22 protein-coding genes are annotated in these 26,044 nt (G+C 63.1%); 14 read left to right on the top strand and 8 right to left on the bottom strand.

Annotated elements, in window-relative coordinates:
• Window positions 1-71 precede the first annotated feature (71 nt).
• The 4 genes from AC0Z8Z_RS22250 to AC0Z8Z_RS22235 all read left to right on the top strand — a co-directional run bounded on the left by AC0Z8Z_RS22250 (window position 72) and on the right by AC0Z8Z_RS22235 (window position 5,258).
• Window positions 72-1,100: a 1-aminocyclopropane-1-carboxylate deaminase/D-cysteine desulfhydrase gene (locus tag AC0Z8Z_RS22250; protein ID WP_485620529.1), complete on the top strand. Its 1,029-nt coding sequence runs from the start codon at window positions 72-74 to the stop codon at window positions 1,098-1,100.
• A 150-nt stretch (window positions 1,101-1,250) separates the two neighbouring features.
• Window positions 1,251-2,591, top strand: a complete 1,341-nt coding sequence (locus AC0Z8Z_RS22245) for an MFS transporter (RefSeq protein ID WP_485620528.1) — start codon at window positions 1,251-1,253, stop codon at window positions 2,589-2,591.
• 238 nt (window positions 2,592-2,829) lie between these two features.
• Window positions 2,830-3,981 (top strand): MFS transporter, encoded by a 1,152-nt coding sequence (locus tag AC0Z8Z_RS22240; RefSeq protein WP_485620537.1) that lies wholly within the window; start codon window positions 2,830-2,832, stop codon window positions 3,979-3,981.
• Window positions 3,975-5,258, top strand: a complete 1,284-nt coding sequence (locus tag AC0Z8Z_RS22235) for an arsenic transporter (RefSeq protein ID WP_108123013.1) — start codon at window positions 3,975-3,977, stop codon at window positions 5,256-5,258. The genes AC0Z8Z_RS22240 and AC0Z8Z_RS22235 overlap by 7 nt, the downstream gene beginning before the upstream one ends.
• On the opposite strand, the gene AC0Z8Z_RS22230 is transcribed toward AC0Z8Z_RS22235, so the two are convergent.
• The gene (locus AC0Z8Z_RS22230; RefSeq protein WP_485620527.1) at window positions 5,221-6,207 is read right to left on the bottom strand and encodes a DUF1853 family protein; all 987 of its coding nucleotides are present in this window, start codon (window positions 6,205-6,207) and stop codon (window positions 5,221-5,223) included. The genes AC0Z8Z_RS22235 and AC0Z8Z_RS22230 overlap by 38 nt on opposite strands.
• A gap of 304 nt (window positions 6,208-6,511) precedes the next feature.
• Between AC0Z8Z_RS22230 and AC0Z8Z_RS22225 the strand changes: the two genes are divergently transcribed.
• Genes AC0Z8Z_RS22225 through pepN form a run of 6 tightly spaced genes read left to right on the top strand, consistent with a single transcriptional unit; the run spans window position 6,512 to window position 13,085 of the window.
• The gene (locus AC0Z8Z_RS22225; RefSeq protein WP_037011709.1) at window positions 6,512-7,402 is read left to right on the top strand and encodes an NAD(+) kinase; all 891 of its coding nucleotides are present in this window, start codon (window positions 6,512-6,514) and stop codon (window positions 7,400-7,402) included.
• Window positions 7,402-8,373, top strand: coding sequence for a metallophosphoesterase (locus tag AC0Z8Z_RS22220; RefSeq protein WP_485620526.1), 972 nt, complete (start codon window positions 7,402-7,404; stop codon window positions 8,371-8,373). The genes AC0Z8Z_RS22225 and AC0Z8Z_RS22220 overlap by 1 nt, the downstream gene beginning before the upstream one ends.
• Complete coding sequence (locus AC0Z8Z_RS22215) at window positions 8,370-9,242, top strand: rhomboid family intramembrane serine protease (protein WP_485620525.1); 873 nt, start codon at window positions 8,370-8,372, stop codon at window positions 9,240-9,242. The genes AC0Z8Z_RS22220 and AC0Z8Z_RS22215 overlap by 4 nt, the downstream gene beginning before the upstream one ends.
• Before the next feature lie 29 nt (window positions 9,243-9,271).
• Window positions 9,272-9,532 carry a YeaC family protein gene (locus AC0Z8Z_RS22210; RefSeq protein ID WP_074888021.1) on the top strand — a complete coding sequence of 87 codons (261 nt, stop codon included), beginning with the start codon at window positions 9,272-9,274 and terminating at the stop codon, window positions 9,530-9,532.
• Entirely contained in the window at window positions 9,529-10,359 is an 831-nt protein-coding gene (locus AC0Z8Z_RS22205; protein WP_485620524.1) for a DUF2797 domain-containing protein, read from the top strand. The genes AC0Z8Z_RS22210 and AC0Z8Z_RS22205 overlap by 4 nt, the downstream gene beginning before the upstream one ends.
• A gap of 29 nt (window positions 10,360-10,388) precedes the next feature.
• A complete protein-coding gene (gene pepN / locus AC0Z8Z_RS22200) occupies window positions 10,389-13,085 on the top strand; it encodes an aminopeptidase N (RefSeq protein ID WP_485620523.1) in 2,697 nt (898 codons plus the stop codon).
• A 237-nt stretch (window positions 13,086-13,322) separates the two neighbouring features.
• Here pepN and AC0Z8Z_RS22195 read toward each other — a convergent pair whose 3' ends face one another.
• The 5 genes from AC0Z8Z_RS22195 to AC0Z8Z_RS22175 all read right to left on the bottom strand — a co-directional run bounded on the left by AC0Z8Z_RS22195 (window position 13,323) and on the right by AC0Z8Z_RS22175 (window position 18,708).
• Window positions 13,323-14,786, bottom strand: a complete 1,464-nt coding sequence (locus AC0Z8Z_RS22195) for an aldehyde dehydrogenase family protein (RefSeq protein WP_485620522.1) — start codon at window positions 14,784-14,786, stop codon at window positions 13,323-13,325.
• A gap of 359 nt (window positions 14,787-15,145) precedes the next feature.
• A complete protein-coding gene (locus tag AC0Z8Z_RS22190) occupies window positions 15,146-15,988 on the bottom strand; it encodes a GNAT family N-acetyltransferase (protein WP_485620521.1) in 843 nt (280 codons plus the stop codon).
• Entirely contained in the window at window positions 15,985-17,166 is a 1,182-nt protein-coding gene (locus AC0Z8Z_RS22185) for an NAD(P)/FAD-dependent oxidoreductase (RefSeq protein WP_485620520.1), read from the bottom strand. The genes AC0Z8Z_RS22190 and AC0Z8Z_RS22185 overlap by 4 nt, the downstream gene beginning before the upstream one ends.
• The gene (locus AC0Z8Z_RS22180; RefSeq protein WP_485620519.1) at window positions 17,163-17,582 is read right to left on the bottom strand and encodes a RidA family protein; all 420 of its coding nucleotides are present in this window, start codon (window positions 17,580-17,582) and stop codon (window positions 17,163-17,165) included. The genes AC0Z8Z_RS22185 and AC0Z8Z_RS22180 overlap by 4 nt, the downstream gene beginning before the upstream one ends.
• A complete protein-coding gene (locus AC0Z8Z_RS22175) occupies window positions 17,572-18,708 on the bottom strand; it encodes a DSD1 family PLP-dependent enzyme (protein WP_485620517.1) in 1,137 nt (378 codons plus the stop codon). Before AC0Z8Z_RS22175 ends, AC0Z8Z_RS22180 begins: the two co-directional genes overlap by 11 nt.
• 95 nt (window positions 18,709-18,803) lie before the next feature.
• Here AC0Z8Z_RS22175 and AC0Z8Z_RS22170 point away from each other — a divergent pair, with 95 nt between their 5' ends.
• A complete protein-coding gene (locus AC0Z8Z_RS22170; protein WP_485620516.1) occupies window positions 18,804-19,688 on the top strand; it encodes a LysR family transcriptional regulator in 885 nt (294 codons plus the stop codon).
• Between the two features lie 503 nt (window positions 19,689-20,191).
• Here the strand turns inward: AC0Z8Z_RS22170 and AC0Z8Z_RS22165 are convergent.
• Both AC0Z8Z_RS22165 and AC0Z8Z_RS22160 read right to left on the bottom strand, forming a co-directional pair.
• Window positions 20,192-20,905, bottom strand: coding sequence for a cupin domain-containing protein (locus tag AC0Z8Z_RS22165; protein WP_485620515.1), 714 nt, complete (start codon window positions 20,903-20,905; stop codon window positions 20,192-20,194).
• 20 nt (window positions 20,906-20,925) lie between these two features.
• The gene (locus AC0Z8Z_RS22160; protein WP_485620514.1) at window positions 20,926-21,777 is read right to left on the bottom strand and encodes a GNAT family N-acetyltransferase; all 852 of its coding nucleotides are present in this window, start codon (window positions 21,775-21,777) and stop codon (window positions 20,926-20,928) included.
• Window positions 21,778-22,285: 508 nt separating this feature from the next.
• Between AC0Z8Z_RS22160 and AC0Z8Z_RS22155 the strand changes: the two genes are divergently transcribed.
• The 3 genes from AC0Z8Z_RS22155 to AC0Z8Z_RS22145 all read left to right on the top strand — a co-directional run bounded on the left by AC0Z8Z_RS22155 (window position 22,286) and on the right by AC0Z8Z_RS22145 (window position 26,044).
• Complete coding sequence (locus tag AC0Z8Z_RS22155; protein ID WP_122535510.1) at window positions 22,286-22,954, top strand: haloacid dehalogenase type II; 669 nt, start codon at window positions 22,286-22,288, stop codon at window positions 22,952-22,954.
• Between the two features lie 58 nt (window positions 22,955-23,012).
• Window positions 23,013-24,287, top strand: coding sequence for an NAD(P)/FAD-dependent oxidoreductase (locus AC0Z8Z_RS22150; protein ID WP_485620513.1), 1,275 nt, complete (start codon window positions 23,013-23,015; stop codon window positions 24,285-24,287).
• A gap of 119 nt (window positions 24,288-24,406) precedes the next feature.
• Complete coding sequence (locus tag AC0Z8Z_RS22145; RefSeq protein WP_485620512.1) at window positions 24,407-26,044, top strand: ABC transporter substrate-binding protein; 1,638 nt, start codon at window positions 24,407-24,409, stop codon at window positions 26,042-26,044.

The following is a 26,044-nucleotide window of genomic DNA, read 5'->3' as shown; positions in this document are numbered from 1 at the left end:
CAGCCTTCTAAACCGAGCCCCCTGCGCAACGAGTGCTAGACTCGCGCACCGTCCATTGCCTGACCGATTTCATGTTTGCTCCCTCATCACCACTCCCTCATGCACCGCTGCAACCCCTCCGTTTCGACTGGCTCCAGGCAGCCGGCGTGGAGGCGGCAATCCTGCGACTGGACCTCGTCGACCCGCTGATCAGCGGCAATAAATGGTTCAAGCTCAAGCACCATCTGGCGGCGGCTGAACAGGCCGGCGCACGGGGCGTCATCAGCCTGGGCGGCGCGCATTCCAATCACTTGCATGCGCTGGCGGCGGCGGGCAAGCGCTTTGGTTTTGCCACGGTCGGGCTGGTGCGGGGGCATGCGGTCGAGACGCCAACGGTGCTGGATCTGCAGGCGTTCGGGATGGAGCTGCACTGGCTGGGTTACGCCGGGTATCGCGCGCGGCATGAAGCGGATTTCTGGGTACCGTGGCGCGAGCGTTATCCGCATCTGTTTCCGGTGCCTGAAGGCGGCGGGGGGCTTGCCGGCGGGGTGGGCTGCGGTGAAATCGTCGAACAGGCGCGCAGCCAGCTTAGCGATTTGGGGTGGGAAGATTACGACGGCTGGTGGTTGGCCTGTGGCACCGGCACAACGTTGGCGGGATTGGTTCTGGCAGAGGCGGGCGGGCATGAGGTGATTGGCGCGATGGCGGTGCCCGAAGGTCATGGGGTTGAGGGCAATGTGGAGGGCATTCTTGAGGCCTTCGCGAGCAAGCTCGCTCCCACAGGGGCTGCGTCGTTGTCGAAACCAGCGACCTTGGCCGAACGTGATCAACAGCCGCTTAACGCCGCTTTGCCTGCCAGCTGTAAACCTCAGGGTTACCGCTTGCTGGACGCCAGCCGTGGCGGCTTCGCGAAAACCGATCCCGCGTTACTCGACTTCATCGCGCACCATGAGGCTGAAACCGGTATCCCCCTCGAACCGCTGTACACCGGCAAGGCATTGCTGGCGCTGCACGGAGAAGTGATCTCGGGCCGGATCGCCAAGGGCACGCGGCTGATCTTCCTGCACACCGGGGGATTGCAGGGCAAGCGAACCTTCGATTCTGCGCCCGCACATCGCTGACGCCGGAGCGAGCATCCGGGCACTGGCACGAATCCTGCGGCCCACACCCTCCGATAGGTCGGTCCTGAGTACGTCGGCGACATTTCTGGAGTCGGGCGGGCAGGGCGCTGTACCGATAATCGGATCTTTCCCACGCGCGCCGAGGTTTCCATGACCACTCCCGTCCTTGAGCAGGTTGATCCTGCCACCCTGAGAAAAGTCATCGTGGCGGCCGCCATCGGCAATTTCGTCGAATGGTTCGACTTCGCGGTGTATGGCTTTCTGGCCACGACCATTGCCCAGCAGTTCTTCCCCAGCGGCGACGCCAGCGCCGCACTCTTGAAAACCTTCGCGGTGTTCGCCGTGGCCTTCGCGTTTCGACCCCTCGGCGGGGTGTTCTTCGGCATGCTGGGCGACCGCATCGGCCGCAAGCGCACGCTGGCGTTCACCATTCTGTTAATGGCCGGGGCGACGACCATCATCGGTCTGCTGCCGACTTACGCGGCAATCGGCGTCATGGCGCCCGTCTTGCTCACCCTCATCCGCTGCGCCCAGGGCTTTTCCGCCGGGGGTGAATACGCGGGGGCGTGCGCTTACTTGATGGAGCACGCGCCGCGCACGCAACGGGCGTGGTACGGCAGCTTCGTGCCGGTGTCGACTTTTTCGGCGTTCGCGGCGGCGGCGCTCATCGCCTACGCGCTGGAAGCCTCTTTGAGCACCGAAGCCATGGGCAGTTGGGGCTGGAGGCTGCCGTTTCTGATCGCAGCGCCCTTGGGGCTGGTCGGGCTGTACCTGCGCTGGAAACTGGACGAAACCCCGGCGTTTCAAGCGGTCAAGCAGGAGCACGCGGTGGCTCATTCGCCGCTCAAGGAAACCCTGCGCAATCACGGCGCGGCGATCTGCTGCCTAGGCGCGTTTGTGTCGCTGACGGCGCTGTCGTTCTACATGTTCACCACCTACTTCGCGACGTATTTGCAGGTCGCTGGCGGGCTCAGTCGTGCGACCGCGCTGCTGGTGTCGTTGATTGCGTTGCTGTTCGCGGCGGCGATCTGCCCAGTGGCCGGAGCATTTTCCGACAAGGTCGGGAGACGCAAGACGGTGCTCAGCACCTGCGTCCTGCTGATCGTGGTGGTGTATCCGTCGTTTCTGATGGCCAGTTCCGGTTCCTTTGTGGCGTCCATCGTCGGCGTGATGTTGCTGGCGATTGGCGCTGTCCTCTGCGGCGTGGTGACGGCAGCGCTGTTGTCGGAGACCTTTCCGACGCGCACCCGTTACACCGCTTCGGCGATCACCTACAACATGGCGTACACGATCTTCGGCGGAACGGCGCCGTTGATGGCGACCTGGCTGATTGGCGCAACGGGCAGCAACCTGGCACCGGCGTTTTACCTGATCGTGATTGCGCTGCTGGCGCTGGCGGGCGGACTGGCGTTGCCGGAGACGTCCAAAGTGTCGCTGCATGAGGTAGAAGGTTCGTTGACTGCGCGGGGGAGATTGCAGACGGCGATCTGACTGTCGCCCCTGCTTCACGCAACCCAACGCACAAATCCGCAACAAAACATGGCAGCGGCGCCCCAAAAAATGGCACATTGGCGACCCCTTGTGCCGCTGACATGTTCTGTAACGAGTCCGACGGCGCATCAACGTTCGATGGATGGACCTGATGGCCGTTACCCGCCCTGCAACCGTGCCCGCGACCGATACCCAACCCGTTCCCGCTCCGCAATCAACGCCATCAAGCCCCTTGGTCATGCGCATCATTGGTGCGGTGGCGCTGGCGCATCTGCTCAATGACTTGATCCAGTCGATCCTGCCCTCGATCTACCCGATGCTGAAGGCCTCCTACGGCTTGAGCTTTACCCAGGTCGGCTTGATCACCCTGACGTTTCAGGTCACGGCGTCGCTGCTGCAGCCTTGGGTCGGCTATTTCACCGATCGTCATCCCAATCCGTTGGTGTTGCCAGTCGGCTCGTTGTGCATTCTGGGCGGGGTGATGATGCTCGCGACCGTGGGCAGTTTTCCGCTGATCCTGCTCGCCGCAGGGTTGATCGGCATCGGCTCGTCGACCTTCCACCCCGAAGCCTCGCGCATCGCCCGGCTGGCCTCAGGCGGGCGCTTTGGCCTGGCGCAGTCGAGCTTCCAGGTGGGCGGCAACAGCGGATCGGCTATCGGACCGCTGCTGGCGGCGGCGATCATCATTCCGTTCGGTCAGGGGCATATCGCCTGGTTCGGGCTGGTGGCGCTGTTTTCCGTGGGCCTGCTGTACGCCATCAGCCGCTGGTACAAGGCCCACCTGGCGCTGTTCAAGATCAAGGCCGGCCAGGCGGCGACACACGGATTGTCGAAACGTCGGGTGACCGGCGCGTTGGTGGTGCTGGCGCTGCTGGTGTTCTCCAAGTACTTCTACATGGCCAGCTTCACCAGCTACTTCACCTTCTACCTGATCGACAAATTCCAGCTGACGGTCGCCAGCTCGCAGCTGCATCTGTTCATGTTCCTGGCAGCGGTGGCGGCGGGCACGTTCTTCGGCGGGCCGATTGGCGATCGCATTGGCCGCAAGGCGGTGATCTGGTTCTCGATTCTGGGCGTGGCGCCGTTCACCATTGCGCTGCCGTACGCTGACCTGTTCTGGACCAGCGTGCTCAGCGTCATCATCGGTTTCATTCTGGCGTCGGCGTTCTCGGCCATCGTCGTTTACGCCCAGGAACTGGTGCCGGGCAACGTCGGCATGATCGCTGGCATCTTTTTCGGCCTGATGTTCGGCTTCGGCGGCATCGGCGCCGCATTATTGGGTCACCTCGCGGACCTTCACGGCATCGTCTATGTCTACACGCTGTGCTCCTACCTGCCGCTGTTGGGCATCCTCGCCATCCTGCTCCCGAGAACTCCAAAAAGATGTTGATAGCCGTCGCGATTTTTCTGGTCACCATCACCCTGGTGATCTGGCAACCCAAGGGCCTCGGTGTCGGCTGGAGTGCAACCTTTGGCGCCGTGCTCGCCCTGCTGTTCGGGGTGGTGCACCTGAGTGACATCCCCCAGGTCTGGCACATCATCTGGAACGCCACCGGGACGTTCATTGCGCTGATCATCATCAGCCTGCTGCTCGACGAGGCCGGGTTTTTCAACTGGGCTGCGCTGCACGTGGCGCGTTGGGGTAACGGTAAGGGGCGGCGGCTGTTCGCGTTTATCGTGCTGCTCGGCGCGCTGGTGTCGGCGCTGTTCGCCAACGACGGCGCCGCGCTGATCCTCACCCCCATCGTCATGTCGATGCTGCTGGCGCTGCGCTTTTCGCCGGCGACCACCTTGGCCTTCGTGATGGCGGCAGGGTTCATTGCCGACACCGCGAGCCTGCCGCTGGTGGTCTCCAACCTGGTCAATATCGTGTCCGCCGACTATTTCGGCATCGGTTTCAACCGCTACGCCTCGGTGATGGTGCCGGTGAATCTGGTCAGCGTCGCCGCCACGCTGGCGGTGCTGATGCTGTTCTTCCGCCGCGACATCCCGAAAACCTTCGACGCCTCGCAACTGGCCGAACCGTCTTCGGCGATCAAGGACCGCGCGACCTTCATGACCGGTTGGTGGGTGCTGGGGATCTTGCTGGTGGGCTGTTTTGCCCTGGAACCGCTGGGGATTCCCATCAGTGCGATCTCCGCCGTTTGCGCGGCGATCCTGTTGGGCATTGCCGCCAAGGGCCACCGCATTTCCACGCGCAAGGTGCTGAAAGACGCGCCGTGGCAGATCGTGATTTTCTCCCTGGGCATGTACCTGGTGGTGTACGGCCTGCGTAATCAGGGCCTGACCGATTACCTCGCGACCTGGCTTGATCGTTTCGCTGAGCATGGTTTGTGGGGCGCGGCGATGGGCACAGGCGTACTGACGGCACTGCTGTCCTCGGTGATGAATAACCTGCCGACGGTGCTGATCGGCCTGTTGTCCATTGATGCAAGCCACGCCCACGGCGTGCTGCAGGAAGCGATGATTTACGCCAACGTCATCGGCAGCGACCTCGGCCCGAAAATCACACCCATCGGCAGTCTTGCCACCTTGTTGTGGCTGCATGTGCTGGCGAAGAAGGGCGTGACCATCGGCTGGGGCTATTACTTCCGCGTCGGCATCGTGCTGACCGTACCGGTGCTGTTGATCACTCTGGCGGCGCTGGTGCTGCGACTGAGTCTGTAACGCGGCGCGGGTCCGGCAGGTTCGGCCACAGGTCCGACACCAGAAACACCCGCTCGGCCTCTTCCCAGTGGCCGTCGGCATGGCGGGTCAGGCGCACCAGCAGTTGCGCCGGCGCCAGCGGGTCGAGGGCGTTTAGCCAGTCCTGAAACTGGCCCGGTGTCCAGGCGTCGTCGCAGCGCGCCGGCGCCAGCCAGGCCGGACGCGGCAGCAATTGCCAGCGGCCCTCCAGGCTGTTTTCTGCGTAGACCTGCCAGTCCTTTTGATGCAGCCACCTCCCGCGCAGATGCTCGGGGTGGGCACCTCGGGGCGAAGCTGCGGTGTTTGGCCAGGGATAAAACAGATAACCCCCCAACCAGAGCGACGCGCTGAAGGTGTTCACACCGCGTTCGGCGAGGATCGCTGCGCTTTCCGGGCGCCCTGACATGGGCAGTTGATGCTGATTCAGGTGGGCGAGCTTCAGATCCAGCCGGTCGAGAGAGCCGGGGCCGAGCCAATGGGCCGGATCGTCGCCGTCCTGATCCTCAACCCCCAGATACAACTTGATCGCCAGCTCGACATGGTGAACGCCATGCCTGTCACCCAGCAGCAGGTCCAGCTCGCCCAGGGTGCGGCCTTCGCCCTGGATGGGCAGATTCGCTTCGAGCAGCTCCACGCCGGGCGCCTGCTGGATCGCGAATTGCCAGAGCCGCTCGTAATACAGCCCCAGCCGCCGCGTCGAACTTCTCGCCAGCCAGTCGCTGAGTGCGCTGCCGTCTTGATCCAGCTGCTTTAAAAAAGCTTCAAGGGCTTCGGGCTGCTGCACCCAGTCGCTGCCGCTGAGTGGGTGACGGTGGGGCCATTGGGTTTCAGCCAGCAGGGGCGGCGACAGAATGACCCACGCCAGGTCACGCACGGTGGGCGTACGAAGCTGACGGGGCAGGGTGCTCAGGGTCGGGAAAGGGTTATTCATCGAGGCAGGATAGCGGGTGAGGGGCGCTCGCGCCCACGTGATCAATATCGCCAGCGATGCCCGACGCCAATTGCGTGTTTGGCGTAAATCCACTGTAGGAGCCGGCTTGCTGGCGAACGCGATTAACCAGCACTCAATCCGCCGACTGGCACACCGCCTTCGCTAGCAAGCCGGCTCCTGCGGACGCTATGTTTTTGCGGCAACGTCGAGGTGATAGCACGGTGGGCGAAGCGCTTCATTTGCCGCACCCGACCCCTTCGCCCATAATCGCGTTCTTTACACGCATCACGCCTGCGGGAGCCCCATGGAGCAATTTCGAAATATCGGCATCATTGGTCGCCTGGGCAGTACCCAGGTGGTGGAGACCGTTCGCCGACTCAAGAAATTCCTGATATCGCGGCACCTGCATGTGATCCTCGAAGACGCCATCGCCGAGGTCCTGCCGGGCCATGGTTTGCAGACGTCTTCGCGCAAGATGCTCGGTGAAGTCTGCGACATGGTCATCGTCGTCGGCGGCGACGGCAGTCTGCTCGGCGCTGCCCGTGCGCTGGCCAAGCACAACGTGCCGGTGCTGGGCATCAACCGTGGCAGCCTGGGCTTTCTGACGGACATCCGCCCCGACGAGCTGGAAGTCAAAGTCGCCGAAGTGCTCGACGGCCACTATCTGGTGGAAAACCGCTTCCTGCTGCAAGCCGAAGTGCGCCGTCACGGTGAAGCGATCGGCCAGGGCGACGCGCTCAACGATGTCGTGCTGCACCCCGGCAAATCCACGCGGATGATCGAGTTCGAAATCTACATCGACGGCCAGTTCGTCTGCAGCCAGAAGGCCGACGGCCTGATCGTTGCGACGCCCACCGGCTCCACCGCCTACGCGCTGTCGGCGGGCGGCCCGATCATGCACCCCAAACTCGACGCCATCGTCATCGTGCCGATGTACCCGCACACGCTGTCCGGCCGGCCGATTGTCGTGGACGGAAACAGTGAGCTGAAAATCGTTGTCTCAAAGGACATGACGATCTACCCACAGGTTTCCTGCGATGGCCAGAACCACTTCACCTGCGCGCCGGGTGACACTGTGACCGTGAAAAAGAAGCCGCAGAAGCTGCGACTCATTCACCCGCTCGATCACAATTACTACGAAGTCTGCCGGACCAAACTCGGTTGGGGCAGTCGGCTTGGCGGCGGGAGCGACTGATGCTCGATCCCGCGCGTGGCTACGATCTGATCGGTGACGTGCATGGTTGTGCCCAGACCCTTGAGCACTTGCTCGACACCCTTGGTTACCGCTTTCAGGCCGGCGTCTGGCGCCACCCTGAACGCATTGCCGTGTTCCTCGGCGACCTCATCGACCGCGGCCCGCGCATCCGCGAAACGCTGCACATCGTCCGTGACATGGTCGAGGCCGGCCAGGCGTTCTGCATCATGGGCAACCATGAATTCAACGCGCTGGGCTGGAGCACCCCCGCGCCGCCCGACAGCGGCCATGAGTGGGTGCGCGAACACACGCCGCGCCATGCCCGCCTGCTGGGCGAAACCCTGGCGCAGTTCGAGCAGCATCCGGGTGACTGGCACGACTTTCTCAAATGGTTTTATCAGTTGCCGCTGTTCATCGACGCCGAGCGCTTCCGGGTCGTCCACGCCTGTTGGGATGCCAGCCTGATCGCGCCATTGCGCAGCGTTTACGGCGACGGCCGCATCGATCAGGCCTTCGTGCAGGCGTCGGCGGAGCCCGGCAGTTTTGCCAGCGCGGTGTTTGATCGCCTGCTGCGCGGCACCGACATGCGCCTGCCCCACGGCATGACCCTGACCGGCGGCGACGGCCTGACCCGCGCCTCGTTCCGCACCAAATTCTGGGAAGACGACCCGCAGACCTACGGCGACGTGGTGTTCCAGCCTGACGCGCTGCCGGAACCGGTGGCGCGGCGGCCGCTGTCCCCCAGCGAGAAAAACGCGCTGCTGCGCTACGGCGCCAATGAACCGCTGTTGTTCGTCGGCCATTACTGGCGCAGCGGCATTCCCGCGGCTATCCGTCCGAATCTGGCGTGCCTGGATTACAGCGCCGTGCTCTACGGCAAGCTGGTCGCCTATCGGCTGGACCAGGAAACCCAGATCGACCCGAACAAGTTCGTCTGGGTCGACGTCACCCGACCGGAGGTGGGTCAATGAGTCCGGTTGCTGTCTTACGCCTGCCGCTTCACACCGACCTGAGTGGTTTTGTCGAACTGCTGCGGCGCCTCAACGTGCCCCATCGGGTCAGCGAAGAGGCGGGCGAGCAGGTGCTGTGGGTGCCCGATGCGCCGCAACTGGCCGACGACATCCGCCAGCTTTATCAGCAATACCCCGAAGGTGACCCGACCGCGCAGTTGCCACCGGGCCGCGAAGTCGTGGCCATGAGCAGGCCAAGTCCGCTGGCGCAAGTTCGCAGCAGCCCGGTCACCAGTGCGATATTGCTGATCTGCCTGATCGTCGCCGGCGTCACCTTGCTCGGCGACAACTTCGAGGCCTTGAGCTGGCTGACCTTCAACGACTTCCGCGTCAACGGCGAGTACATCAGCTTCCTGCCGGTGGAAACGTCGCTGGCTGCGGGGCAGTGGTGGCGCGTCGTCACCCCGATGTTGATTCACTTCGGCCTGCTGCACCTGGTGATGAACGCGCTGTGGTTCTGGGAGCTGGGCCGGCGCATCGAAATGCGCCAGGGCAGGTGGCAGCTGCTCGGCCTGACCCTGGCGTTCAGCGCGTTTTCCAACTACGGCCAGTATTTCTGGAGCGGCCCGAGCCTGTTCGGCGGGCTGTCCGGGGTACTTTATGGCCTGCTTGGCCATTGCTGGATCTTTCAATTGCTCGCCCCCAACCCCATGTATCGTCTACCACGCGGTGTTCTGGGGATGATGCTGATCTGGCTGGTGGTGTGCCTGTCTGGTGTGGTCGGTGTGCTCGGGTTTGGCGAAATCGCCAACGGCGCCCACGTCGGCGGACTGATCATCGGTTGTGCTACAGGTCTTGTGGGCGGTGCACTGGCCCGCCGCAAACATTAAAATCGCCCGCTTAATTCTGGGAGAACCCAATGTCCTCTTTTGTCGAAATGATCGAAAACATCACCCCGGACGTCTACGAAAGCCTGAAGCTGGCGGTGGAGATCGGCAAATGGTCCGACGGCCGCAAGCTGACCCAGGAACAACGTGAGCTGTCGCTGCAGGCGCTGATTGCCTGGGAAGTGCGCAACGTGCCCGAAGACCAGCGTATCGGCTACATGGGCCCGCAAGAATGCGCGTCGAAGTCGGCGCCGGTGCCCAATATCCTGTTCAAATCGGACTCCATTCATTGATTGAAATCGGCAGAGGCTCCGTCAACAAAATGTCCACGCGGCTTGAGGCCTCGCGGGTGGAATACGCGTTCCGGCTGGGTGATTCACAGATCCCGGTCAACCCGCTGATCGGCAAGACCGTGCGCCTTGAATTTCTGGGTGCGATTCATTGCAGCCATTGCGGCAAGCGCACGAAGACCAGCTACAGCCAGGGTTATTGCTACCCGTGCATGCTCAAGCTGGCCCAGTGCGACCTGTGCATCATGAGCCCCGAACGCTGCCACCACGAGCATGGCACCTGCCGCGATCCGGCGTGGGGCGAGCAGTTCTGCATGACCGATCACGTGGTCTATCTGGCGAACTCGTCGGGCGTCAAAGTCGGCATCACCCGTGCCACCCAGCTGCCCACCCGCTGGCTGGATCAGGGCGCCAGTCAGGCGTTGCCGATCGTGCGTTGCGCCACGCGCCAGCAATCCGGTTTCGTTGAAGACCTGTTCCGCAGTCAGGTGGCCGACCGCACCAACTGGCGCGCGCTACTCAAGGGCGACGCACCGGCGGTTGACCTGGCGGCGATTCGTCAGCAACTGTTCGAGTACTGCGCCGAAGGCCTGGTCGCGTTGCAGATGCGCTTTGGTTTGCAGGCCATTCAGGTGATGAACGATGTCGAGCCCATCGAGATCCGATACCCGGTAGAGGCCTACCCGACCAAGATCGTCAGCTTCAACCTGGACAAGAATCCGGTCGCCGAGGGCACCCTGTTGGGCGTCAAAGGGCAGTACCTGATCTTCGACACCGGCGTGATCAATATTCGCAAGTACACGGCGTATCAACTCGCCGTGCATCAGTAGCCCGTATTAGCAGAAGAAGGGACAACAGCATGCGCACCGACCAGCCGAAAATGATTTACCTGAAGGATTATCAGGCGCCGGAGTACCTCATTGACGAGACCCACCTGACGTTTGAATTGTTCGACGACCACTCGCTTGTCCACGCGCAGTTGGTGATGCGCCGCAACCCGGAGCGCGCCGCGCTGGCCCAGGGCGCGGCCTTGCCACCGCTGGAACTCGACGGCCAGCAGCTCGAGCTGCTGTCGGTGAAACTGGCGGATGTCGACCTGTCCGAGGGCGACCTGTCACACAACGGCTACCAGCTGACCTCTGACAGCCTGACCGTGCAGCCGACGTCCGAGACCTTCACCCTCGACACCACCGTGAAGATCCACCCGGAAACCAACACCGCCCTGGAAGGCCTGTACAAATCCAGCGGCATGTTCTGCACCCAGTGCGAGGCCGAGGGCTTCCGCAAGATCACCTATTACCTCGACCGCCCGGACGTGATGAGCAAGTTCACCACGACCGTCAGCGCCAACAAGCAGGCCTTCCCGATCCTGCTGTCCAACGGCAACCTGATCGCCGCCGGCCCGTCCGAGGACGGCGACCGCCACTGGGCGACATGGGAAGACCCGTTCAAGAAGCCGGCCTACCTGTTCGCGCTGGTGGCCGGTGACTTGTGGTGCATCGAAGACACCTTCATCACCATGAGCCAGCGCAAGGTCACGCTGCGCATCTTCGTCGAGCCGGAAAACGTCGACAAATGCCAGCACGCCATGGACAGCCTGAAGAAGTCCATGCGCTGGGACGAAGAGGTCTACGGCCGCGAATACGATCTGGACATCTTCATGATCGTCGCCGTCAACGACTTCAACATGGGCGCCATGGAGAACAAGGGCCTCAACATCTTCAACTCCAGCGCCGTGCTGGCCCGCGCCGAAACCGCCACCGATGCTGCTCACCAGCGCGTCGAAGCGATCGTTGCCCACGAATACTTCCACAACTGGACAGGCAACCGCGTCACCTGCCGCGACTGGTTCCAGCTGTCGCTGAAGGAAGGCTTCACGGTGTTCCGTGATTCCGGCTTCTCTGCCGACATGAACTCGGCCACGGTTAAGCGCATCCAGGACGTTGCCTATCTGCGCACCCACCAGTTCGCCGAAGACGCCGGCCCCATGGCCCACGCCGTGCGCCCGGACAGCTTCATCGAGATTTCCAACTTCTACACCCTGACCGTGTACGAGAAGGGCGCGGAAGTGGTCGGCATGATCCACACGCTGTTGGGCGTGGAAGGATTCCGCAAGGGCAGCGACTTGTTCTTCGAGCGCCACGACGGTCAGGCCGTGACCTGCGACGACTTCGTCAAGGCCATGGAAGACGCCAACGGTGTCGACTTCACGCAGTTCAAGCGCTGGTACTCCCAGGCTGGCACGCCGCGTCTGGCGGTCAGCGAGTCTTACGACGCTGCCGCGAAGACCTACAGCCTGACCTTCCGTCAGAGCACGCCGAACACGCCTGGCCAGCCGGGGGATCAGAAGCTGCCGTTCGTGATCCCGGTCGCCATGGGTCTGCTGGACGCTCAAGGTCAGGAGCTGCCACTGCGCCTGCACGGCGAAGCACCGGCGGTGAACACTTCCCGCGTGCTGTCGGTAACCGAAGCCGAGCAGACCTTCACCTTCATCGACATCGCCGAGCAGCCGCTACCTTCGCTGCTGCGCGGGTTCTCGGCACCGGTCAAACTGAGCTTCCCGTACAACCGCGATCAGCTGATGTTCCTGATGCAGCACGACAGCGATGGCTTCAACCGCTGGGACGCCGGTCAGCAACTGTCGGTCCAGGTGCTGCAGGACCTGATCGCCCTGCACCAGAAAGGCGAGCCCCTGGTCATGGATCAGCGTCTGATCACTGCGTTGCACACCGTGCTGACAGACGAAAGCCTGGATCAGGCCATGGTCGCGGAAATGCTCTCGCTGCCGGGCGAGGCGTATCTGATCGAAATCAGCGAAGTGGCGGACGTCGACGCCATTCACGCCGCGCGCGAGTTTGCCCGTCAGCAACTGGCCGACAACCTGAGCGACGCGCTGTGGCAGCGTTACCAGACCAACCGCGAACTGTCGAAGCAGACGCCGTACGTGGCCGCGTCCGAGCATTTCGCCCGTCGTGCGCTGCAGAACATCGCGCTGTCGTACCTGATGTTGACCGGCAAGTCGGAGGTGCTGGCCGCCGCCATCGACCAGTTCGACACCGCCGACAACATGACCGAGCGCCTGACCGCGCTGGCCGTGCTGGTGAACTCGCCGTTCGAGGCCGAGAAGGCCAAGGCGCTGGAAGTGTTCGCGGAAAACTTCAAGGACAACGCGCTGGTCATGGATCAGTGGTTCAGCGTGCAGGCCGGCAGCACCTTGCCGGGCGGGCTGGAGCGGGTGAAAGCGCTGATGCAGCACCCGGCGTTCACCATGAAGAACCCGAACAAGGTGCGTGCCTTGATCGGCGCCTTTGCCGGGCAGAACCTGATCAACTTCCATGCAGCGGATGGCTCGGGCTATCGCTTCCTGGCCGATCTGGTCATCGAACTGAACGGCTTCAACCCGCAGATCGCCTCCCGCCAACTGGCGCCGCTGACCCGCTGGCGCAAATACGACAGCGCGCGCCAAGCGCTGATGAAAGCGGAACTGGAGCGCATCCTCGCTTCCGGCCTGCTGTCGCCGGACGTGTATGAAGTGGTGAGCAAAAGCCTGGCGTAAATCGGGCTGATGTTGAAAAGGGCTGTCCGTTTGCACGGACAGCCCTTTTTATGGCCGCTGATTTATGGTTTTAGCGGCTTCGGATGCTGTCTTGCACGCGATACCTTGGCAGGACTGGCTTTAGCCGGGAAGAGGCGGGTTCGTGCACCATCCATTTTGCGGTGTCACGAATGACGCCTTCCCGGGTGAAGCCGGTCCCACAATTGGAGACGTCCAAAAATTCCGGCGAGCGGGCGATCATGCGTTGAAGCCGATAATCGCCTTGGTCTCCAGGTATTCTTCAAACCCTTGCACGCCATACTCGCGGCCATTGCCAGAGCGCTTGTAGCCGCCGAAGGGCGCCATCGGGTCCCACGCCGGGTGGTTCAGGTGCACTTGCCCGGCGCGAATGCGCGAGGCGACGGCGCGGCCCAGTTCGAGGTCCTGCGCCTGCACATGGGCGCCCAGGCCATAGACCGTGTCGTTGGCGATTGCCACGGCTTCGTCGATGGTGTCGTAGGCGAGGATGCACAGCACCGGCCCGAAGATTTCCTCTTGGGCGATGCGCATGGCTGAGTCGACTTCGGAGAACACCGTTGGCTTGGTGTAATAACCTTTTTCAAACCCTTTCAAGCGGCCCGGCCCTCCGCACAGCAATTTTGCGCCTTCGCTGATGCCGGTCTGGATCATCGCCTGGACGCGGCTGAACTGGGCCTCGTTGGCAATCGGGCCGAGTTGGGTGTCGGGGGATTGCGGGTCACCGACGATCAACGCGTTGGCGGTGTCGGCGGCCAGTGCTTCGACTTCGGCGAGGCGGGCGCGGGGCACGATCATGCGGGTCGGTGCACTGCACGACTGCCCGACATTGCGTAAGGCCGACATCACCCCCAGCGGCACGACCTTGGCGAAGTCGGCGTCGGGCAGCATCACGTTCGGCGACTTGCCGCCCAGCTCCTGGGTCACGCGTTTCACCGTCACTGCCGCCGCTTGCGCGACGAGGGCGCCGGCGCGGTTGGAGCCGGTGATGGAGATCATGTCGATGTCAGGGTGCGCGGCGATGGCGGCGCCGACGTCCGGGCCACTGCCGTTGACCAGATTGAACACGCCGGGAGGCAGGCCGGCGTCGTGGACCAGTTGGGCGAACAGCAGGGCGCTCAACGGCGACAGCTCGCTGGGTTTCAGGACCACGGTGCAGCCGGCGGCGAGGGCCGGCGCGACTTTGGCGGTGATCTGGTACAGCGGCCAATTCCACGGCGTGATCAGGCCGCAGACGCCGATGGCCTCGCGTTCGATGGCGGTGCTGCCTTCAACGGTTCTGAAGGGGTAGGTGGAGAGCAGATCCCGGGCGACCCGCACGTGTTCGGCGGCCAGCGGCACCTGCATGGCGCGGGAGAAACTGATGGCCGCGCCCATTTCCAGGGACAGGACCTGGGCGAGGGATTCTTTGCGCTCAAGGATGAGTTCGTGGATTTTGCCAAGGATCGATGCGCGTTCTTCCACCGGTGTTGCTGACCAGCCAGGGAAGGCAGCGCGGGCTGCGGCGACGGCGCGATCAACGTCCTCGGCCGAACCCCGCGCGACCTCGGCGACCACCTCTTCAGTGGCCGGATTGACCACGGGCAAACTGGCGTGGATAGCGGGGGATATCCACTCGCCGTTGATGTAGAACTGCCCGGCGTTTTGCAGCTCGATGCCGTGGGTATTTGAAGCGTATGAGGTCATCCAGCTAGCTCCCTGGAGCGGTGATAAGTGCTGCGAACAGCGAGTCCTGACGTGTCGATACGCTAACAAACCGGCCCAGGCAAAAGATGCCGTTGTTGCGGCCTGCAAGGGAGAATCTGCTGAATCCATCGGTGTTGCCGCTGCCGCCTTCCCGGCTGAAGCCGGTCCCACAAGGGATTGCGTGCGCTGCCTGATTGGCGGGATGCATGCGGTCTGTTTTTGTAGGACCGGCTTCAGCCGGGAAGAGGCCAGTGTGAGCGCCATCAAATTTGCGGTGTGACGCATGACGCCTTCCCGGCTAAAGCCGGTCCCACAACGGATTGCGTGCGCTCCCACCAGGTGTTGCATCCAATCAACTGTCACCCAATCGCCTGGGTCACCATCGCAAACTGGACAATGCCATCCCGTGACTCCGGCGGTTCGCCCAGCACCATGCGGGGCGCGCGATCAACGCATGGCAGCCCCAGACCTTCCAGCCACTCCACCAGCCCGCAATCAGCCAGAATATCGAAACGCACAAACGCGCCGGGGATCAGGTCCAGCAAGTGCGTGATCATCTGTTGCGCCTGCTCCAGATTCTGCGCAACCACCGGCCCGATAAGGTGCCCGCGACCAAAACGGCGGAGCAGGGCGCAGCCTTTCAGTTGGCCGTGCACCTCGACGCCCACCACACACTCCGCCATCGGCAGCAGATCATTGAGGACCGCCGTGCGATCCAGCCCGCTGCCGGCGTTGGCCAGTTCGATCACCTGCGGGTATTCGTCCTGGGTCACTTCGCGACCGACCGCGCCTGCAGTCGCAAATATAGGCGGCAACTGAGGCACGCCCTGATGCTGCTGAATCCGCGCGTATTCGACGAAACCCATGCTCACATACAGCGGCGCCCCTGATTCAGTGGCATTGAGGATCGGCGTGCGCGGCGCGGCGGCGTCCAGGCACAGGCTCATCAACCGGCGCCCAATGCCTTTGCTCTGGTGCTGATCACTGACGATCACCAGCCCGATGGACGAATAAGCCCCCTGATGGCAGGCAAACGCCACGCCCACCAATTGCCCGTCATGGTCAGCGACAAAACCCTCGGACGTGCGCTGCACCATCGCCCAGTCTGCCTCGCGATGGGGCCACTTCAAATGCACGGAGAGCGCGTGGGCGGCGGGCATGTCGGCCGCCGTGGCCATGCGATAAACGTAGGCGTCGCTCATATGAGTTTTCCTGTGCTGAGTAGGCTGGTCGCCAATTGCGGTACGAGTGATGGCTGAGTAAACCGGCGAATGTCGAAGGGGCTGATGGACGTGCTGGTGCTGCCGGTGCTGATCAGTTCGGCCATCACATCGCCCACCCCAGGGCCGAGCTGAAAGCCATGGCCGCAAAAACCGAAGGCGTAAAACAGCCCGTCAACCATGCCGCTGCGGCCCATGACCGGCAGGGAGTCCGGCGTGTAGCTTTCGATGCCGCTCCAGGTGCGGATGATGTTGAGTTTCTCGGCGCCGGGAACCAGCCGCTTCATCTGACGCATCTGATTGAGCAGGCTTTCAGGCTTGAAAAACGCCCGGCGGTTGACCATGTCCGGCGCGCAACGAGCGCCGCCACCGATGATGATGTTGCCGCGCGGGATCTGCCGGAAGTAGATCACCTCTTCCTTGATCTTGGTGAACACGCCGATCACCGTCGGCAACGCGTAGGGCACAGGTTCCGTCACCGACATCTGCGGACCGTTGGGCTCCAGGGGCACGGGTTCATCGAACTGTTGAGACAGCCTGGTCGCCCACGCGCCGGCGGTGATTAACAGCTGCTCGGCGACGAACAATTGCCCGTCGGTGGTGGTGACGTGGAACTGTCCGCCGACCTTTTGCACGTCCGCGACTTCGGTGCGCTCCTCAATGCGTGCGCCAAGCCGACCGGCCGCGCGGGCAAATGCCGGGGCCGCCAGACGCGGATTGGCGTGACCGTCGTGAGGCGCGTAAGAGCCGCCCTTGACCTCTGCGCCGAGGAAGGGAAACCGCTCGTGCAACTCGGCGCCGCGATAGATTTTCAGGTCCAGTTGCTCGGCCTCTGGCGCAGCGGCGTAGGCCTCCAGCTCGGCGATTTCGTCCTCGCGATAACACACGCGCATGTGCCCGCTGGGGATGAATTCCAGGTCGTCGTCGATCAGCTCCGGCAGACGTTTCCACAATCCCCACGACCGGTTTGCCAGTTCGAGCTGGCCCAGATAACGACCTTGGCGACGGACGTTGCCGAAGTTCACGCCGCTGGCGTACTGACCGATCTGGTCGCGTTCCAGCAGGGTGACCGAGCGGCCGCGCCGCTGCAGGAAAAACGTCGAGGAGGCGCCCATGACGCCGCCGCCGATTACCAGCACATCGCTTTTTTGCGGGTTCATGAAGGTTCCTCACGCAGGTTATGGGGTTGCAGGCCACGGGCTACGGCTTCTATCTCAATCAGGTAACCGTGATGCAAAACCGGGACTGGCACCACGGCGCGGGCGGGCCGATGCTCACCCAGGCACTGTGCATAGAGTCGGTCAAACGCCGGCCAGTGTTCAATGCCCACCACGTAGACCGTGACTTTCAGCAAATCGCTTGGGCCCAGGCCCGCTTCCCGGAGGATCGCCATGAGGTTGTCGAGGGCAATCGAGGCCTGCACTTCGAACGGCTGATCGGCGCTGTGCTCGCCGTTGGCCCGCACCGGCAATTGCCCGGACACGTAGACCACGCCGCTGTAGGCCACTGCTTGGGAATAGTGCCCGCCCGGCGCCGCTGCGTCGGCCGTGTGAATGATCTCGATGTCACCAGCCAAGCAAACGACTCCAGGTGTGCACCGCGCCGTCGGCGTCGAGGGCGTGATAGTCCGGGAATTGCGCACCGGTGGCGCAGGCGTGGTTGGGCAGAATGCGCAGGCGGCTGCCGATGGGGAAACGTGTGGCGAGGTCGGCACTGTCGGCGCCGCCCAAGGTAACGATCCCGTGCTCCTGATTGGCGCCGGTGACCAACGCCCCTTCGATCCACTCACCCGTTTCGCTGCACACCTGGCCGTACCCGAAGTCGTGGCGCTGACGCTGGGTGCCGCGATCACGACTCATGGCCATCCAGCCGGCGTCGGTGATGATCCAGCCCTTTTCCTGCTGATGGCCGATCACCGTGGTCAGCACGCTTAGGGCCAACTCGTCGGCCTGGCAGACGCCGATGTTGTGCATGACCAGATCGAAGAACACATAAACGCCCGCGCGCACTTCGGTTACGCCGTCCAGATTCACGGCCGACAGCGCGGTGGGCGTGGAGCCGATGCTGACGTCCGGGCAGGCCATCCCGGCGTCACGGATGCGTTGAGCAGCCTGAACGCAGAGTGCGCGCTCCTGTTCGGCGAGGGCTTGCAGGGCTTCGGGGTTGTCGAGTTCGTAGCTGGAACCGGCGTGGGTCATCACGCCGCGCAGCTGCACGCCGCCTTCGCTCAGGATGCGCGCGACGTCGATCAGCGCTGGGCCTTCAGCGGCGAGGCCCGAGCGATGGCCGTCGCAGTCAACCTCAATCCAGACGGGGAATCGTTCATCGTGCTTCTTCGCGAAGGCGACGATGGCATGGGCGCCCTGAACGCTGTCGGTGAGCACGCTCAGGTTGCAGCCGGCGCGCCGCAGCGCCAGTGCCTGATCCAATTTGCCGGGCGCGATGGCGACCGCGTACAACACGTCGTTGATGCCCTGGTTGAAACAGTGCTCGGCTTCTTTCAGGGTCGAGACCGTCACGCCCCTCGCACCGGCCGCGATCTGCGCCTGAATCACCGGCAGGCATTTGCTGGTCTTGACGTGGGGACGCAACCGCACGCCGAGGCTGTTCATGCGCTGCTGCATGCGCTGGATGTTGCGCTGCATGCGCGGGACGTCCACCAGCGCGGCGGGGGTGTCGAGAGAAGCGATCGGCGTAGACATGACGGAACTCGGGTGGCGAGGGACAGGCTGCACTCTACTCAGCTGTCGTTAAGGTGTGGTTCAATCCAGCCTCATCAATCATTAAGTAAAAGTGAATGATCTCCATCGAAGACCTGCGCCTGGCGGTCGCCCTGAGCCGTGCCGAATCCCTGAGCGCGGCGGCCAGAGCGCTCAATGTCTCGCCGCCGGCGCTGTCCATGCGCCTGCGTAAACTGGAGACATTGCTGGGCCTGACCCTGGCCAACCGCGATGCCCGCCGCCTGAGCCTGACGGCCGACGGCGAACGCTTCTCCCGGGAAAGCGCGCTGTTGCTGGAACAGCTTGAAGCGCTACCGGAATCCTTCCGGCAAAAGGACGAAAGACTGGTCGGCACCCTGCGACTGGCGGCGCCGTTCGGCTTTGGACGCCAGCGACTGGCACCGCTGCTGGCGCGTTTCATCCGGCTGCATCCGCAGCTGTGCCTGCACCTCGATCTGCGCGAAACCCCCTGGCCGGATCGCCACGACAGTGACGCCGTGATCCACATCGGGCACCTCAACGACAGCCTCTGGACCGCGCGACAACTCTCACCCAACGAACGCTGGCTGTGCGCAAGCCCGACCTATCTGCACGAAGACGGTGAGCCGACGTCGCCGGACCAACTCAGCGCCCACCGCTGTATCTGCATCCGCGAGAACGACGAAGACGTCACCCTCTGGCACCTGCGCAAAGGCCCCGCCCGCAAAACCCTGCGCATCGAACCGGCCCTGCTCACCAACGACGGCAGCGTCGCCCGCCGCTGGGCCGAACAAGGCCTAGGGCTGGTGCTGCGCTCGCAATGGGACGTCAGCGACGCCATCGCCAGCGGCAACCTCGTCCGCGTCCTCGCCGATTGGAACTTCGACAGCGCCCCCATCAACCTCCTCGTGCCCTCACGCAAACTCCGTAGTCCGCGGGTGCAAGCGTTAGTGGCGTTTCTGGAAGATGCGTTGAAGGTGTGAACGGCGAGTTCGACCGGGGAGCAGGCGTTACACCGCAACATCGTCGGCGCTCTGACTGGCCTCTTCCCGGCTAAAGCCGGTCCCACTAACAGCGCGCGTTGCATCAGTGAGACCGGTGACGCGGAGCGTCAGGGGATGCGTTCCCACGCAGAGCGTGGGAACGATCAAGATCAAAGGCTTCCCGGCTAAAGCCGGTCCTACTAAGCGCTTTTGATCTTCAAACACAAAACGTTCAAACACCGCAGAACGCGACTTTGGTGCAGGCTGAACGCAGACGACGCGGAGTGGGCCGAGCCGCATGGATGCGGCGAGAGCGCCGTCAGGACATGGATGTCCGTTCGGCGCGGGCCCACGGAGCGTCGTCGAAGTGAGGGAACCCTGACGAAGGAAGGGCCAAACCGAGAGCAGGCACTTTTGGTTACTTTTGGTGCTTTTCAAAAGTAAGTCGCCGAAGGCGAAACAGTCTGCCCCCAGGCAGACGCCCTTGATCTTGATCTGAAAAATCATTTCACCGCATAAACCTTGCGCACATACACCGCACTGGTCCACGCACAAAACGCCCCCTTCACCACAAAAACCGTATCCCCCGGATTAACCGTCACCTCACCGCCCTCATCATCGGCCAACGTCACGCTCCCCTCCAACAGATGCATCAACTCATGCAACCGATGCGCACGACCATGGCGCTGATACGGCGTCGAATCCCAGATCCCAACCTTTAAATCCGTCACCTCATCCTCGAACAGACTCAACGCCCGACACTGCGGCGCAGGCCCGATCAAAATCGGCGGCTCCAGCGTCGCCGACGGCTCCAGCCACAGATGCGCCGGCAACAGCGTCAAACCGGGACGCGCCGGCGCACCCTCCACATCCACCGCACAAAACGCCCACTCACTGCCAGTGCTGGCGTGCACCGCCACCCGACTGCCACGGCCAATCACCGCACTGTCACCGACGCCCAACTCCAGCGTCTGCTCCGCACTGCTCAGCACCACATGGCCGGCGTGCACCACCAGCGTCTCGCTGTAGGGAAAGTCTTCGATCAACGCGTCGCCGGTGAACCGCACAAGCCCGGCCGACACCCCGTCATCGCCGCGCCACGCCACATTTCGCGCCTCGGCAAAAGGGTCGAGCGCGCTCAACGGCGCCGAGCTGAAAGACGTAGAAACGCCGCTGCCATCAGCGCGCGCCAACAGCAAAATACCGGGAGATGACATGGTTAACGCTCCGTAAAAAATCAGCCGATCGCCTGGGTGATCAGCGCAAAAGGTTGCACGCCCTGGCTGGCCTCGGGCGGCGTGCCTCGGGCCATCTGTACCACGGTGTCGACATTCTTCAGGCCCGACGCTTCCAGCCAGTCGCTGAGACCGCAGGTCACAGGGATGTCGATGCGCACAAAAGTGTCCGGCACCTGTGCCAGCAACGTCGCGATCAAGTGCTTGGCCTGATGGATATTCTCTGCCACCACCGGCCCGATGCAGCGCCCGCGTCCGAACGGCCGCAGCAAGGCAAAGCCGCGCAGCTGACCGTCACGCTCGATGCCCACGGCATGCTCCACTTGCAGGTCGCGCAACACATCGCGGCGGTCCAGGCCGCTGGCGGCTTTGGCGAGGGCGAGCAGGGCGGCGTGATCGTCAGCAGTGAGCGCACGGCATATTTCGCCGGCGGCCAGCTCATCAAGCGCCGGCACCTGCGCCTGGCCCTGATGCTGCTGCACTCGACCGAACTCAACAAAACCCTGACTGGCATATAACGGCTTGCCAGCGACGGTGGCGTTAAGAATCGGCGTACGCGGCTCGCACGCGGCGAGGGCCGTCTCCATCAAGCGGCGGCCAATGCCCTGGCCCTGATAGTCGTTGCTGACGATCACCAGGCCGATGGTCGCGAAATCACCTTGAGGGCAGACGAATGCGCTGCCGATCAGGCGACTGCCGTCCATGACCACGAAGCCGTCGCTGACCCGATGCAACATCGCCCAGTCGTCCAGGCGATGCGGCCATTTCAGTTGCACCGACAGGTCATGGGCGGCGGTCAGGTCGGCAACGGTCATCCGGCGGTAGGTATAAGAAGGGTGCGGGAGGGCGGACATGGCGAGGCTCCGTTATGCGTTATTCAGATAGCGCTGAACGCCTGTATCCCACCTGATTTAAGGGCTGACAAGAGGGCGAGGGATATTCGGCAGATTCGTTGCGCAGCGGGGGACGAGACCCAACTTCATACTTAAATCCGGGGCGAGGGCGGCAGCAAATGCCAGGGGCGGATTTTATCGTTTCAGCCCCGATGATCGTTCCCGCGGCCTGAGTGGGAACGATCAACATTATCTGCCGCCGCAAGCCCCATTCTTAAGCCTTACCACCCGGCAATCCTCACAAAAGCCCCCTAAAAGCGCACAAACACAGGCCCTGCCCAAGGCTGGCGCGCACCGCAAACTCTGCTGAGGCCAGCCACCAAAACGGTGGTTTGTATTGAGCACGGGTCGTTTTAGACGGCATATGCTGATTTCACAGTGATGTAATGAACCTGTGCTGCAACGAGGCCGACGCGCCGCCAGGGCAGTGAACGCTTGCCACACTCAACTGACTTCAGGACCGCACTCAATGAGCTTTCTTCGTCCCAAATTCATTACGTTCGACTGCTACGGCACGCTCACCAACTTCCACATGGGCACCATGACCCGCGAGCTCTTCGCCGACCGCGTCAAGCCTGAACAGATGGACCAGTTCGTCAAAGACTTTTCGGCCTATCGCCTCGATCAGGTCATGGGCGACTGGCAGCCGTACGACGTGATCCTCAAGACCGCCCTGGCCCGGACCTGCAAACGCTGGGGCGTCGAGTACCGCGATGAAGGCCAGCTGTATTACGACGCGGTGCCGACCTGGGGCCCCCACGCCGACGTGCCGGCCGGTCTGTCGAAGATCGCCGACAAGATTCCCCTGGTGATCTTCTCCAACGCCAGCGACAGCCAGATCATGTCCAACGTCGACAAACTCGGCGCGCCGTTTCACAAGGTCTTTACCGCCGAACAGGCCCAGGCTTACAAGCCACGCCTGGCAGCTTTTGAATTCATGCTCGACAACCTCGGCTGCGGCCCGGAAGACATCTTGCATGTGTCTTCGAGCTTCCGTTACGACCTGATGCCGGCCCACGACATGAAGATCAAGAACAAGGCCTTCGTCGCCCGCGGTCATGAAGTGCCGGCGAATGCGTATTTCGAGTACCAGCAAATCACCGACATCGGCGGACTGCCGGCGCTGGTGGGCCTGTAACTCAAGCGCCGTCTCCACGCCGTTTCAGCGCCGCCGTTTTCGCAATAAGGGGTTAAAGATGGGCAGTGAATCCTATTGGCTCGACACTTCACCGGCCTTCACCGGTGCCCAACTCGGCGGCTTGCCCGGGCAGGTCGACGTGGCCGTGATCGGCGGTGGATTCACCGGCCTGTCGGCGGCGCGGGCGCTGGCGCTCAAGGGGGCCAGCGTGGTGGTGCTGGATGCCGGGCGCGTGATCGGTGAAGCCTCCGGTCGCAACGGCGGCCAGTGCAACACCGGCGTCGCGCAGGATTACGCCGGTCTGCACGCCAGTCTCGGTGCGGCCAGGGCGCGCGCCTATTACCAGGCCTATGAGAGCGCGGTGCAGACCGTGGTGTCGTTGGTCGAGCAGGAAAGGATCGCCTGCGATCTGCTGCGCAACGGCAAGCTCAAGCTGGCGGCCAAACCCCTGCATTACGAAGGCCTGGCCCGCACCTGCGAGTTGATCCGCCAGGAGGTGGACGCCGACGTCGAGCTGCTGAATGCCGAGCAGACCCGAGCCGAAGTCAACTCGACCCAGTTCCATGGCGCCTTGTTGCAGCGCAACGGCGTGCAGATGCACGTCGGCCGCTTCGGTGTCGGTCTGGCAGAAGCCGCTGCCCGACGCGGCGCAATGATTTACCAACACACCCCGGTCAAGGACTGGAAGCCCGACGCCGGCGGTTATCAGGTCAACACCGCCAAGGGTTCGCTGCACGCCGACCAAGTGCTGCTGGCGACCGGCGCTTGCCAGCACGGCGACCTCGGCTGGTACCGCCGGCGGATCGTGCCGGTGGGCAGTTTTGTCATCGCCACCGAAGTCTTGCCCCAGGCGCTGATCGACGAGTTATTGCCGCAGCACCGGGCCTACGTGACCAGCCGCATGATCGGCAACTACTTTCGCCTGACCCCGGACAACCGCCTGCTGTTTGGCGGGCGTGCGCGTTTTGCCATGTCCGACGGCGTGTCCGACGCCAAGAGCGGCAAGGTGCTGCAGGCGGCGATGCTGAACATGTTCCCGCAATTGGCCAACGTGAAAATCGATTACTGCTGGGGCGGTCTGGTGGATATGACGTCCGACCGTCTGCCCCGCGCCGGCCAGCACGGCGGCGTGTTTCATTCCATGGGCTACAGCGGCCATGGCGTGCAGATGTCCGTGCACATGGGCCAGGTCATGGCGGAGGTCATGGCGGGCAACGCAGCGGCCAATCCCTGGCGTGAACTGGAATGGCCGGCGATCCCCGGGCACTTCGGCAAGCCCTGGTTTCTGCCGTTCGTGGGCGCGTACTACCGCTTGCAGGACTATTTGCACTGAATCATGCACTGAGCACTGCACTGAGTCGCCGCTGTAGCGTCACCGTCGTCTGCGTTTCCAGGACGCTCCGGACATCCGTGAGCACTCGAATATCCCGATCATCGACAGGTAGCCTTGATATGACTGACCACAAAGACACCCCCGAGCTTATCTCCGGCCCAGACAGCCTGCGGGTATTCGAAGGCCTCAATCGCGGCATGTCGCGGCGCAACGCCTTGCAGATGCTCGGCCTGGCCGGGGTCGCCGCAGCGGGGGCGGGCAGCCTGTTTGGCAGCGCCGGCAAGCTGTTCGCCGAAGAAGCCACCGCTGGCGGCAAGGGCAAACCGGGCGGCAAGATCCGCGTCGCCGGCATGTCCAGTTCCACCGCCGACACCCTCGACCCGGCCAAGGGCGCGCTGTCCACCGACTACGCCCGTCACTACATGTTCTACAACGGCCTGACCCGCTTCGATAAGCACCTGGTGCCGCAGCTGGAACTGGCCGAGCGCATCGACAACGTCGACGCCACGCTGTGGACCATCACCCTGCGCAAGGACGTGACCTTCCACAACGGCAAGAGCCTCGGCGCCGCCGACGTGGTGTTCTCCCTCAGCCGCCACAAGGACCCGCTCACCGGTTCCAAAGTCATGCCGCTGATGGAGCAGTTCGCCGAGATCAAGGCCACCGGCCCGAACGAAGTGCAGATCCGCCTGAGCGCGCCGAACGCCGAACTGCCGTCGATCCTGGCCGTGTCGCACCTGCTGATCGTTCCCGAGGGCACCACCGACTTCAACAAAGGCATCGGCACCGGGCCGTTCACCGTCGGCGAGTTCAAGCCGGGTGTGCGTTCGGTGGCCGTGCGCAACAAGAACTACTGGAAACCGGGCCTGCCGTACCTCGACGAGATCGAATTCATCGCCATTGCCGACGAGCCGTCGCGGGTCAACGCGTTGCTGTCCGGCGACGTGCACATGATCAACGAGGTCAACCCGCGCTCCACCACACGTATCGCCGCCAGCCCCAAACACCGCGTCGTTGATGCGCCGTCGGGCAACTACACTGACTTGATCATTCGCCAGGACCAGCTCCCCGGCAAAAGCCCGGAATTCACCCAGGCCATGAAACTGCTGCTGGACCGTGAACAAGTCAAGTCCGCGGTCTTCCGTGGCTTCGCCGTGGTCGGCAACGACCACCCGATTGCGCCAGGTTCGCGCTACTTCAACACCGACTTGCCGCAGACGGTATACGACCCGGAAAAAGCCAAATTCCTGCTGAAGAAAGCCGGCATGGAAAGCATCACCATGCCCGTCATGGCGTCGCCTGCCGCGACCGGTTCCGTGGACATCGCCGTGCTGCTGCAGCAATCGGCGAAACAGGCGGGGCTCAAACTGGACGTCAACCGCCTGCCGAGCGACGGCTACTGGTCCAACCACTGGATGAAGCACCCGTTGAGCTTCGGCAACATCAACCCGCGACCGAACGCCGACGTGATGTTCTCGCAGTTCTTCCAGTCCAAGGCGCCGTGGAACGAGTCCGGCTGGCAGAACGATCAGTTCGACCAGTTACTGATGCTGGCCCGGGGCGAAACCGACGACGCCAAGCGCGCCAAGATGTACGGCGACATGCAGACCCTGGTGCACGATCACTGCGGCATCGGCGTGCCGGTATTCATCAGCAACATCGACGGCGTCGACCAGCGCATCAAGGGCTACGACACCAACCCGTTGGGCGGCTTCATGGGTTACATGTTCGCCGAGCAGGTGTGGCTGGACGCTTGA

The sequence above is a fragment of the Pseudomonas sp. 1L-C-7-B-C1 genome, from assembly GCF_057291635.1.
This window is presented reverse-complemented; position numbering and strand designations above follow the sequence as displayed.

Bases quoted from the DNA above. Each gene is read 5' to 3' on its own strand.
- AC0Z8Z_RS22220 (WP_485620526.1), top strand. From the start codon at position 7,402: ATGCTCGATCCCGCGCGTGGCTACGATCTGATCGGTGACGTGCATGGT.
- AC0Z8Z_RS22240 (WP_485620537.1), top strand. From the start codon at position 2,830: ATGCGCATCATTGGTGCGGTGGCGCTGGCGCATCTGCTCAATGACTTG.
- AC0Z8Z_RS22195 (WP_485620522.1), bottom strand. From the start codon at position 14,786: ATGACCTCATACGCTTCAAATACCCACGGCATCGAGCTGCAAAACGCC.
- AC0Z8Z_RS22230 (WP_485620527.1), bottom strand. From the start codon at position 6,207: ATGAATAACCCTTTCCCGACCCTGAGCACCCTGCCCCGTCAGCTTCGT.
- AC0Z8Z_RS22170 (WP_485620516.1), top strand. From the start codon at position 18,804: ATGATCTCCATCGAAGACCTGCGCCTGGCGGTCGCCCTGAGCCGTGCC.
- AC0Z8Z_RS22145 (WP_485620512.1), top strand. From the start codon at position 24,407: ATGACTGACCACAAAGACACCCCCGAGCTTATCTCCGGCCCAGACAGC.
- AC0Z8Z_RS22215 (WP_485620525.1), top strand. From the start codon at position 8,370: ATGAGTCCGGTTGCTGTCTTACGCCTGCCGCTTCACACCGACCTGAGT.
- AC0Z8Z_RS22210 (WP_074888021.1), top strand. From the start codon at position 9,272: ATGTCCTCTTTTGTCGAAATGATCGAAAACATCACCCCGGACGTCTAC.
- AC0Z8Z_RS22175 (WP_485620517.1), bottom strand. From the start codon at position 18,708: ATGTCTACGCCGATCGCTTCTCTCGACACCCCCGCCGCGCTGGTGGAC.
- AC0Z8Z_RS22155 (WP_122535510.1), top strand. From the start codon at position 22,286: ATGAGCTTTCTTCGTCCCAAATTCATTACGTTCGACTGCTACGGCACG.
- AC0Z8Z_RS22245 (WP_485620528.1), top strand. From the start codon at position 1,251: ATGACCACTCCCGTCCTTGAGCAGGTTGATCCTGCCACCCTGAGAAAA.
- AC0Z8Z_RS22250 (WP_485620529.1), top strand. From the start codon at position 72: ATGTTTGCTCCCTCATCACCACTCCCTCATGCACCGCTGCAACCCCTC.
- AC0Z8Z_RS22235 (WP_108123013.1), top strand. From the start codon at position 3,975: ATGTTGATAGCCGTCGCGATTTTTCTGGTCACCATCACCCTGGTGATC.
- AC0Z8Z_RS22165 (WP_485620515.1), bottom strand. From the start codon at position 20,905: ATGTCATCTCCCGGTATTTTGCTGTTGGCGCGCGCTGATGGCAGCGGC.
- AC0Z8Z_RS22190 (WP_485620521.1), bottom strand. From the start codon at position 15,988: ATGAGCGACGCCTACGTTTATCGCATGGCCACGGCGGCCGACATGCCC.
- AC0Z8Z_RS22185 (WP_485620520.1), bottom strand. From the start codon at position 17,166: ATGAACCCGCAAAAAAGCGATGTGCTGGTAATCGGCGGCGGCGTCATG.
- AC0Z8Z_RS22150 (WP_485620513.1), top strand. From the start codon at position 23,013: ATGGGCAGTGAATCCTATTGGCTCGACACTTCACCGGCCTTCACCGGT.
- AC0Z8Z_RS22225 (WP_037011709.1), top strand. From the start codon at position 6,512: ATGGAGCAATTTCGAAATATCGGCATCATTGGTCGCCTGGGCAGTACC.
- pepN (WP_485620523.1), top strand. From the start codon at position 10,389: ATGCGCACCGACCAGCCGAAAATGATTTACCTGAAGGATTATCAGGCG.
- AC0Z8Z_RS22160 (WP_485620514.1), bottom strand. From the start codon at position 21,777: ATGTCCGCCCTCCCGCACCCTTCTTATACCTACCGCCGGATGACCGTT.